At 67.4% G+C, this 10,041-nt stretch carries 9 protein-coding genes and 1 tRNA gene; 6 read left to right on the forward strand and 4 right to left on the reverse strand.

Annotated features, from left to right (window positions below; translation table 11 throughout):
• The first annotated feature begins 90 nt into the window (after nt 1-90).
• Both HTY53_RS21435 and HTY53_RS21440 read left to right on the forward strand, forming a co-directional pair.
• On the forward strand, nt 91-1,431 hold the full coding sequence (locus tag HTY53_RS21435; RefSeq protein ID WP_174108568.1) for an adenylosuccinate synthase: 1,341 nt from the start codon (nt 91-93) through the stop codon (nt 1,429-1,431).
• 132 nt (nt 1,432-1,563) lie between these two features.
• On the forward strand, nt 1,564-2,127 hold the full coding sequence (locus HTY53_RS21440) for a phosphoribosyltransferase (RefSeq protein ID WP_053822054.1): 564 nt from the start codon (nt 1,564-1,566) through the stop codon (nt 2,125-2,127).
• A 79-nt stretch (nt 2,128-2,206) separates the two neighbouring features.
• Here HTY53_RS21440 and HTY53_RS21445 read toward each other — a convergent pair whose 3' ends face one another.
• From HTY53_RS21445 to HTY53_RS21455, 3 genes are all read right to left on the reverse strand, one after another.
• The gene (locus HTY53_RS21445; RefSeq protein ID WP_174108569.1) at nt 2,207-2,827 is read right to left on the reverse strand and encodes an NAD(P)-dependent oxidoreductase; all 621 of its coding nucleotides are present in this window, start codon (nt 2,825-2,827) and stop codon (nt 2,207-2,209) included.
• Between the two features lie 87 nt (nt 2,828-2,914).
• On the reverse strand, nt 2,915-3,349 hold the full coding sequence (locus HTY53_RS21450) for an Rrf2 family transcriptional regulator (protein ID WP_174108570.1): 435 nt from the start codon (nt 3,347-3,349) through the stop codon (nt 2,915-2,917).
• A gap of 537 nt (nt 3,350-3,886) precedes the next feature.
• Nucleotides 3,887-3,973 (reverse strand) — tRNA-Leu (locus tag HTY53_RS21455).
• 70 nt (nt 3,974-4,043) lie between these two features.
• On the opposite strand from HTY53_RS21455, the gene rnr reads away from it, so the two are divergent.
• The 3 genes from rnr to HTY53_RS21470 are packed head-to-tail and all read left to right on the forward strand — an operon-like array spanning nt 4,044 to nt 8,263.
• Nucleotides 4,044-6,704, forward strand: coding sequence for a ribonuclease R (rnr, locus tag HTY53_RS21460; RefSeq protein WP_174108571.1), 2,661 nt, complete (start codon nt 4,044-4,046; stop codon nt 6,702-6,704).
• A gap of 42 nt (nt 6,705-6,746) precedes the next feature.
• The gene (gene rlmB / locus HTY53_RS21465) at nt 6,747-7,493 is read left to right on the forward strand and encodes a 23S rRNA (guanosine(2251)-2'-O)-methyltransferase RlmB (RefSeq protein ID WP_174108572.1); all 747 of its coding nucleotides are present in this window, start codon (nt 6,747-6,749) and stop codon (nt 7,491-7,493) included.
• A gap of 26 nt (nt 7,494-7,519) precedes the next feature.
• Nucleotides 7,520-8,263 (forward strand): SIR2 family NAD-dependent protein deacylase, encoded by a 744-nt coding sequence (locus HTY53_RS21470; protein ID WP_174108573.1) that lies wholly within the window; start codon nt 7,520-7,522, stop codon nt 8,261-8,263.
• A gap of 75 nt (nt 8,264-8,338) precedes the next feature.
• Here the strand turns inward: HTY53_RS21470 and tal are convergent, their stop codons facing one another.
• A complete protein-coding gene (tal, locus tag HTY53_RS21475) occupies nt 8,339-9,292 on the reverse strand; it encodes a transaldolase (protein ID WP_174108574.1) in 954 nt (317 codons plus the stop codon).
• A 191-nt stretch (nt 9,293-9,483) separates the two neighbouring features.
• On the opposite strand from tal, the gene rpiA reads away from it, so the two are divergent.
• Nucleotides 9,484-10,041: ribose-5-phosphate isomerase RpiA (gene rpiA, locus HTY53_RS21480; RefSeq protein ID WP_174108575.1), on the forward strand; the 558-nt coding region annotated here is incomplete at its 3' end.

The raw sequence follows: 10,041 nt of genomic DNA on the forward strand, positions 1-10,041 counted from the left end.
CACAAGCGGACTGAGCGTTTCTCCCGTCAAAATCGGGGATCGGCCCGCAACAAGAGTAGAATACGTTTTTAACCTTCTGACCAGTTCAACATGTCCGCTTCAGCAGTAAGCCAGGGACGCAACGTCGTCGTGATCGGCACCCAGTGGGGTGACGAAGGCAAAGGAAAAATCGTCGATTGGCTTACCGATCATGCAAAGGGCGTGGTGCGGTTCCAGGGTGGCCACAATGCCGGCCACACCCTGATCATCGGCGGCAAGAAAACCATTCTGCGGCTGATCCCGTCGGGGATCATGCGCGAAGGCACCGTCTGCTATATCGGCAACGGCGTGGTGCTGTCGCCCGAGGCGCTGTTCCGCGAGATCGAGGAACTGGAAGGAGCCGGCCTGCAGGTGCAGAACCGCCTGCGCATTTCCGAAGCGGCCACGCTGATCCTGCCGTACCACGTCGCGATCGACAAGGCGCGCGAGCTGCGCCGCGGCGCCGGCAAGATCGGCACCACCGGCCGCGGCATCGGCCCGGCCTATGAGGACAAGGTGGCCCGCCGCGCGCTGCGCGTGCAGGACCTGTTCGATCCGCAGCAATTCGCCGAGCGCCTGCGCGAGAACCTCGACCTCCACAACTTCATGCTGACCCAGTACCTGGGTGCCGAGGCGGTGGACTTCCAGCAGACGCTGGACGAGGCCCTGAGCTACGCGCCGCGTCTGGCACCGATGGTCGCCGACGTGTCGGCCGAGCTGTACGCGGTCAACGCCGCCGGCCACAACCTGATGTTCGAAGGCGCACAGGGCACGCTGCTCGACGTCGACCACGGCACCTATCCGTTCGTGACCTCGAGCAACTGCGTGGCGGGCGCCGCGACTGCGGGCGCGGGCGTGGGTCCGGGCCGTCTGCACTACATCCTGGGCATCACCAAGGCCTATTGCACCCGCGTCGGTGCGGGCCCGTTCCCCAGCGAGCTGTACGACAACGACAATCCGCGCCGCCAGGATCCGGTCGGCGTACGCCTGGCCAATGTCGGCAAGGAATTCGGCTCGGTGACCGGCCGCCCGCGCCGCACCGGCTGGCTCGATGCCGCGGCGCTGAAGCGCTCGGTGCAGATCAACGGCGTGTCGGGCCTGTGCATGACCAAGCTGGACGTGCTCGACGGTCTCGAGACGATCCGCCTGTGCGTTGGCTATACGCTGGACGGCAAGCAGATCGACATGCTGCCGCGCGGTTCCGACGCCGTGGCGCGCTGCGAGCCGATCTACGAAGACTTCCCCGGCTGGAACGAGTCGACGTTCGGCATCAAGAGCTGGGACGCGCTGCCCGAGGCCGCGCGCCGGTATCTGAAGCGCATCGAGGAAGTGGTCGGCATTCCGATCGACATGATCTCGACCGGTCCGGACCGCGACGAAACCATTCTGCTGCGCCATCCGTATCTGATCTGATCCGACGTCAGCCGCGGCCAGACCGCGGCGACCGAATGCAATCCGGCCCGCGCAAGCGGGCCTTGCTGTATCCCCGGCGTGCGTTTTCCACGCGGGACGACTCCATTACAAAGCAGCGACGAAGAGCAAGCGATGACCCTGCCCCAGAACGATGACGAGAACCTGTGGATCTCGTGGGACGAATACCACCGGCTGATTGCCCGCCTCGCACTGAACGTGCACGAGTCGGGATGGCGTTTCGACAAGATCCTGTGCCTGGCGCGCGGCGGCCTGCGCGTCGGCGATCAGATGTCGCGCATCTTCGACGTGCCGCTGGCGATCCTGGCGACCAGCAGCTACCGCGAGGCGGCGGGCACGGTGCAGGGCGATCTCGATATCGCGCAGTACATCACGATGACGCGCGGCGAGCTGAGCGGCCGCATTCTGCTGGTCGACGATCTGGTCGATTCGGGCGTGACGCTGGAGCGCGTGGGCCGCCATCTGCAGGAGCGCTATCCCGCGGTGACCGAGGTGCGTTCGGCGGTGCTGTGGTACAAGGCCTGCTCGAAGGTCAAGCCCGACTATCACGTCAGCTTCCTGCCGACCAATCCGTGGATCCATCAGCCGTTCGAGGAATACGACACGCTGCGTCCGCATAACCTGGCCGCCTGGCTCAAGCGCGGCAAGCGGGCCGAAGGCGAGGGCGGTCAGGGCTGAATGGCCCGCTGAACCACCCCTCTCTCGTTCGCGGAGAGTGCTCCGGGGGAGGACAACCTACCGCTGTCCTCCATCCCCCTCAATACCCCACCGTAAACCGCTCGCGCGAATGCGCGTGCCGTTCCAGCTCGTCGACCAGCGCGACGGCGAAGTCCTCCATCGAGATCCAGCTCTTGCCGTTGGCATCGGCCAGCAGCTCGTCCTTGCCGACCCGATAGGTGCCGGTGCGCTCGCCAGGTTCGAGCAGGGCGGACGGCGACAGGAAGATCCAGTCCAGCTCCTGTTCGGTCTGCAGCGCGTTCAGGAAATCGCGGCCGGCGAGGGCTTCGGCCTTGTATGCCTGCGGAAAACCGGACGTGTCGACCAGCTGCACGCCGGGCGCGACATAGAGGCTGCCCGCGCCGCCGACCACAGCGACGCGATGCACGCCGGACTGGCGCGCCAGCGTCAGCAGCGGCTCCGGGCCGGCCTCGGCGAAACGCACCGCGCTGACCAGCGCGTCATGGCCGGCCAGCGCCGGCGCCAGCTTCGCGATGTTGGCCGCATCGGTGATATCGGCGTCCAGCCGTGTCAGGCCGGGACGGTCCGTCAGCGCGCCGGCATGGCGTGCGATCGCGGTGACGGTATGGCCGCGGCGCAGCGCTTCGTCGGCGATGCGGCTGCCGACGCGTCCGGTGGCACCCAGGATGGCGATTTGCATGGTGGAACTCCCTCACAGGTTGGCTTCAGTACGAAGCAAAAAGGAATGCATATGAAACCAGATCGGTTACATATGCGGATAAAAAAATCAGCGCCGCCGCGCGCGCGCCGATCGTTCGACGTCGGCCAGCATGCCGGCGATCGTCGTCTGCGCCAGGTTTTCCTCCATGGCGGCCTGCGCCCGGTCGGTGATGCGGGTCAGGGCGCCGGTGATCTCGCGCCCGACCATGCACGCCGGATTCGGCGCGCCGGCATGCAGCCCGATCACGCTGTCCGCCTCCACCGCGCGGAATACGTCGCGCAGCGTAATGGTGTTGGCCGGCCGTGCCAGCGAGGCGCCCCCGGCGGCCCCCATCGCGGTCGACACCAGCCCGGCCTGCGCCAGCACGCCGATCAGCCGGCGGATCAGCGCGGGATTGGTGCCGACGCTGCCGGCGATCAGCGAGGACGGCAGCGGCTCGTCGGCGCTGGCCAGCAGGGTCAGGATATGAACGGCAACGGCGAATCGGCTGCTGGTCGACATGGCGGAAATCGTTTAAGTGAAACCATCGTAGTTACATATAGGCGGGCTGTCAACTGCGACGGGAAACTGGAGCGGTGAAGGGGGGCGGTCATCGGCATGCGGTCCGTGCCGCTGCCTTGCCATCGCCATGTCGTCGAGATGTCGCCGCGATGTCGACGCCAGTCGTGGCCATTGTCAACAGAATGCCGGAAGCGCCACTGAAGCTGATACACTGCGCCTTGATGTCGAGGCGCGGCGATGACGGCCGCGCCCGGCGCAAGGGGCGGTGCAGTCGCGATCGGTTCGACCGGGTGGTCGAGCGGTTGCAAGCGCGCCGCAAGCAGTGAAAGATGGTCGTCGGCCGCGCAAGGTCGGCACATGGTCGGAATTTTTCGGGACGCGATCCCGGGGATCCGGGGCAACCGGCGCACACGGCGCCGAACTGGAGCGCCAATGGCCCGATCAAAGCAGAACGCGCAAGCGATCCGGATGGAAATGCAGATGCAGGCGGGAAAGAAAAAACCCGCAGCGCCGGAAAGCGATGCGGGTTTTTTGATCTGGTGCCCAGGAGAGGACTCGAACCTCCACAGTGTTGCCACCGCTAGGACCTGAACCTAGTGCGTCTACCAATTCCGCCACCTGGGCAGGTGTCGAAACAACCGAAGCGCTCATTATAGCGACGACAATCGATTTGTCAAATCCTCTTTAGAAGAAATTGAATCAGAACAACTATCCGATCCCGAGTCGGGAAGAAATCCTCGGCGTGCTCCGTACTTCCGGTTCGCCACTGTCGGCCGGCGATATCGCCAAGGCCCTCGCCGTCACGCGCAAGGAGCATGACGGCTTCCAGAAACGGCTGGCCGCGATGGAACGCGACGGCCAGATCGAACTGAACCGCAAGGGCCGCTACGAACTTGCCCATCAGCCCAATTTCGTGGTCGGCCGCGTGCAGGGCCACCGCGACGGCTTCGGCTTCCTGATCCGCGACGACGGCGAGGACGATATCTTCCTGCCCGAGCGCGAGCTGCAGAAGGCGATGCACAACGATCGCGCCCAGGTGCGTGTGATCGGCTACGACCGTCGCGGCCGCCCCGAGGGGCAGATCGTCGAGATCGTCGAGCGGGCCAATCGTTTCGTGATCGGCCGCCTGCTCAGCGAGGGCGGCGTGCTGGTGGTGGCGCCCGAGGACAAGCGCATCAGCCAGGACATCCTGATCCCGCCGCGCGCGCAGGGCAAGGCAAAGGTCGGCCAGGTCGTCAGCGTCGAGATCGTCGAGTATCCGGACCGCTATGTGCAGCCGGTCGGCCGCGTGGTCGAGGTGCTGGGCGAGATCGACGACCCCGGCATGGAGATCGAGATCGCGGTGCGCAAGTACGGCGTGCCGCATGCGTTCTCGCCGGCCGCCGCCAAGGAGGCCGAGGCGCTGCCCGATGAAGTGCGCGAGGCCGACCTGGAGCACCGCATCGATCTGCGCGACGTGCCGCTGGTCACGATCGACGGCGAGGATGCGCGCGACTTCGACGATGCGGTCTACTGCGAGCCGGTCAAGATCGGCCGCGCCAAGGGCTGGCGCCTGATCGTCGCGATCGCCGACGTGTCGCACTACGTGCGTCCCGGCACGCCGCTGGACGCCGATGCGCTCGACCGCGCCACCTCGGTCTACTTCCCGCGCCGCGTGATTCCGATGCTGCCGGAGAAGCTGTCGAACGGGCTGTGTTCGCTGAACCCGCTGGTCGACCGCCTGTGCATGGTCTGCGACGCGGTGATCACCGCCAAGGGCGAGCTGAAGGCCTACCAGTTCTATCCCGCCGTGATGCATTCGGCCGCGCGCCTGACCTACAACGAGGTCTGGTCTGTGCTGTCGAATACCAAGGGCCCGGAGGCACACAAGCGCGCCGAGCTGGTGCCGCATCTGCAGAACCTGTACGAGCTGTACCAGGTCCTGCTGAAGGCGCGCCGCGAGCGCGGGGCGATCGACTTCGACACCACCGAGACCTATATCGTCTGCAATGCGCAGGGCAAGATCGAGCAGATCCTGCCGCGCACGCGCAACGACGCGCACCGGCTGATCGAGGAATGCATGCTGACCGCCAACGTCTGTGCGGCCGATTTCCTCGAGCGCTTCAAGCACCCGACGCTGTACCGCGTCCATGCCGGACCCAGCGAGGAAAAACTCAAGGCGCTGCGCGAGTTCCTGAAGACCTCGGGCCTGTCGCTGGGCGGCGGCGACAAGCCGCAGGCCTCGGACTATGCCGAGGTCATGGACAAGATCAAGGCGCGTCCCGACGCTGCGCTGCTGCAGACGATGCTGCTGCGCTCGATGCAGCAGGCGGTCTACAGCCCGGACAATATCGGCCACTTCGGCCTGTCCTATGAGGCCTACGCGCACTTCACCAGCCCGATCCGGCGCTATCCGGACCTGCTGGTGCACCGGGCCATCAAGGCGGTGCTGGCGCATACCAAGTATCAGCCGGTGTTCCCCCCGGGCACTGCGCTCAATACCGCGATCTCGCCGAAGGCGCGCCGCATGCAGGCCAAGGATGAGGCCGCTCGGGCCGAAAAGATGGCTGGCCGCGCGCGTCGCAACGAGGCGGTGTGGGACGAGCTCGGGCTGCACTGCTCGGCCAACGAGCGGCGTGCCGACGAGGCCTCGCGCGACGTCGAGGCCTGGCTCAAGTGCTACTTCATGCGCGACAAGCTCGGCAACGAGTTCGCCGGCACGGTCAGCGCGGTGACCTCGTTCGGCATCTTCGTCCAGCTCGACGAGCTGTATGTCGAAGGGCTGGTCCATGTGACCGAACTGGGCAGCGACTACTTCGAATACGACGAGGCGCGCAACGAGCTGCGCGGGCAGCGTACCGGCATCCGCTACCGGTTGACCGACCGCGTGCGCGTGCAGGTCTCGCGCGTCGACCTCGACGCCCGCAAGATCGATTTCCGCCTGGTGCAGGAGCCGTCGGCCAAGAGCCTGCGCGCGCGTCCGACCACGGAGCCGGCGCCGCACGTGCCGGCCGCCCATGCCTTGCCGGCACGCAAGAAGGGCCGCCAACTGGCGGCGCTGCTGGGCGGCACGTCCAAGCCCGAGGAGTCGTTCGACGAAACGCTCGATCGCGTGTTCGAGGAACAGCCGGTGTTCGAGGCGGTGATCACGCCGGTCAAGACCCGGCCTGAGGGTGGTGGCGGCGGAACCGGCGGGACCGGCGGTGGCGGCGGTGCCGGCAAGCCCGGCAAGCGCGCGGCCAAGCCCAAGCCGGCCGGCGTGGGCCGCAGCGCGAGCGGCAAGACCGCGGCGAAGTCGACGGCCAAGCGCGCCGGCAAGGCCACGGGCAAGACGGCCCGCAAGACGGCGTCGAAGAAGTCCACGCGGACGCGGTAAGGCACGCCGGGGGCGTGGCCATGGGCGGGTACAATCCCGCCCATGGCCAAACAAAAACTTCTGATCGGCTTTCACGCCGTCACCGCGCGCCTGCGCCAGGACGCGGCCGGCGTCTCCGATGTCTATATCGAGTCCGCCCGGCGCGATCGCCGCATGCAGGACTTCATCCGCCTCGCCGAGGGACTCGGCGTGCGTCTCCATCCGGTCGATGCCGAGCGTCTGCGCGGCATGGCCGGCACCGACCGCCATCAAGGCGTGGTCGCCCGCGCCGAGGACGTGTCGCTGGCGCTCAATCTCGACGAACTGCTCGACGGCATCGAAGGCACGCCGCTGCTGCTGGTGCTCGACGGCGTCACCGATCCGCACAATCTCGGCGCCTGTCTGCGCGTGGCCGACGGCGCCGGTGCGCATGCGGTGATCGCGCCGAAGGACCGCAGCGTCGGTCTGAACGCGACGGTGGCCAAGGTCGCCAGCGGCGCCGCCGAGACCGTGCCCTATATCACCGTGACCAATCTGGCGCGCACGCTGCGCGAACTGCAGGAGCGCGGCATCTGGGTGGTCGGTACCGCCGACGGCGCCGAGCGCACCGTCTACGACATCGAGCTCAAGGGCCCGACCGCGCTGGTGATGGGCGCCGAAGGCGAGGGCATGCGGCGCCTGACGCGCGAGACCTGCGACGAGCTGGTGTCGATCCCGATGGCCGGCGGCGTCGAAAGCCTGAACGTGTCGGTGGCCAGTGGCGTCTGCCTCTATGAAGCGGTGCGCCAGCGCCGCACGGTGGCGCGTTGAGCGGACGGTCCGATGAAGGGGGCGCGATGCTGATCGATGCCGCCGACCTGGCCGAGGCGCGGCGACGCATCGCCGCCGCCACCGACATCCTGGTGCTGACCGGCGCGGGCATCTCGGCCGAGTCCGGCGTGCCGACCTTCCGCGATGCGCTGACCGGCCTGTGGGCACGCTTCGATCCCGAGGAACTGGCCACCGAGGCGGCCTACCGCCGCCAGCCCGGCCTGGTCTGGGACTGGTACCAGCATCGGCGCACGCTGGTTGCCGCGGCGCAGCCCAATCCCGCTCACCATGCGATCGTCGCGCTGGCCGCGCAGAAGAAAGTCACGCTGGTCACGCAGAACGTCGACGGGCTGCACCAGCGCGCCGGCAGCACCGACGTGATCGAGCTGCACGGCAATCTGTTCGCCAACAAATGGCTCGACGGCTGCGGCCGCTGCGAGGCCGCGCCGGACGACGGGCGCAGCCCGCCGCGCTGTATCCATTGCGGCGCGCTGATGCGGCCGGGCGTGGTGTGGTTCGGCGAGGATCTGCCGCGTGTGGCGCGCTATCGCGCCGAACATGCGGCGCAGACCTGCGATCTGTGCCTGGTGGTGGGCACCTCGGGGATGGTGTATCCCGCCGCGGGTTTGCCGGGCGTGGCGAAGGACCACGGCGCCGGCGTGATCGTCGTCAATCCGCAGCCGTCGGCGCTCGACGATACCGCCGACCTGGTGCTGTCGGCGCCGGCAGGGCAATGCCTGCCGATGCTGTGGGACGGCACGGGCGCGTGACGCCAGCCTGAGACAGCCCGGGGGCAAGGCCGGACAGGCGGGAGCGGCGCTGCAGAGCGCCGCCCCGGCCCGGGCTCAGGAGAACGTCTCCGCGATCAGCCGTTCCAGCTTGACCGCATCGGCCGCGAAGGCGCGGATGCCTTCGGCCAGCTTCTCGGTCGCCATCGCATCCTCGTTCAGCTGCCAGCGGAAGGCCGGCTCCTCGCAATGCACGCGGGGGATATGCCCGGCCTGGGCGTCGTCGACCGACAGCTTGCGCTCGACCGGCGCGTTGCTGGCGGCCAGCTGCTCCAGCAGCTCCGGGCTGATGGTCAGCAGATCGCAGCCGGCCAGCGACAGGATCTGGTCGGTATTGCGAAAGCTCGCGCCCATCACCTCGGTCTTGTAGCCGAAACGTTTGTAGTAGTCGTAGATCTGCCGCACCGAATGCACGCCGGGGTCCGCATCGCCGCTGTTGGCGTCCGGATTCCACTTGTCGCCGGCCTGCTTGCGGTACCAGTCCAGGATGCGGCCGACGAACGGGGAGATCAGTTGCGCGCCAGCCTCGGCGCAGGCCACCGCCTGCACCAGCGAGAACAGCAGCGTCATGTTGCAGCGGATGCCTTCGCGCTGCAGCACCTCGGCGGCGCGGATGCCTTCCCAGGTCGAGGCGATCTTGATCAGCACGCGCTCGCGCGGCACGCCGGCGCGTTCGTACAGCGCGATCAGGTGGCGCGCCTTCTCCACGGTCGCCGCGGTATCGAACGACAGCCGCGCGTCGACCTCGGTCGACACCCGGCCCGGCACGATCTTCAGGATCTCGCCGCCGAAGGCGATCAGCAGCGCGTCCATCACGGCATCGACGCCGGCGTCGTGATGATCGCGCACGGCCTTCTCCAGCAGCGGCCGGTATTCCGGCTTCTGCACGGCCTTCAGGATCAGCGACGGATTGGTGGTGGCGTCCTGCGGCGTGTACTGCTTCATCGCCTGGAAGTCGCCGGTATCGGCCACCACGGTGGTGAACTGCTTCAGTTGCGCTAGCTGGTTCATGATGGATTGCGTCGGACGGGAAAGGAATCGGGATGGGACGGCATGCCTGCAACACCGCCATCCGGGCCATTGTACCGGCCCATTGTGAGACGCCTCGCCGGCCGGGCGCAATCCGTTACACTACGCGGTTTCCGCAACCGACTTTTCCGGCTCTCCGCCCCTGGCGACGGTCGGGCCGAAGGCAGCAAGCAATGACCCAGGATGAACTGAAGGCGCAGGTGGCGCAGGCCGCCGCGGACTATGTCGAGAAGGAAGTCCCCGAAGGCGCGGTGCTCGGTGTCGGCACCGGTTCGACCGCCAACCTGTTCATCGATGCGGTGGCGGGCTTCAAGGACCGCTTCGCCGGCGCGGTGTCGAGCTCCGAAGCCTCGACGCGCCGCCTGCAGCAGCACGGCTTCAAGGTGCTGGACCTGAACGAGGTCGACGAGATTCCGGTCTATGTCGACGGCGCCGACGAGATCGATGCCAGCGGCGCGATGATCAAGGGCGGCGGCGGCGCGCTGACGCGCGAGAAGATCGTTGCCTCGGTGGCGCACACCTTCGTCTGCATCGCCGATGCCAGCAAGCTGGTCGGCGTGATGGGCCAGTTCCCGCTGCCGGTCGAGGTGATCCCGATGGCGCGCGCCGCGGTCGCGCGCAAGCTGGCGGCACTCGGCGGCCAGCCGCGTCTGCGCATGACCAGGGAAGGCGGCATCTACAAGACCGACAATGGCAATGTGATCCTGGACGTCAGCGGCCTGGCCATCGGC

It is taken from the genome of Cupriavidus gilardii, from assembly GCF_013314895.1.
Lineage (GTDB): Bacteria > Pseudomonadota > Gammaproteobacteria > Burkholderiales > Burkholderiaceae > Cupriavidus > Cupriavidus gilardii_C.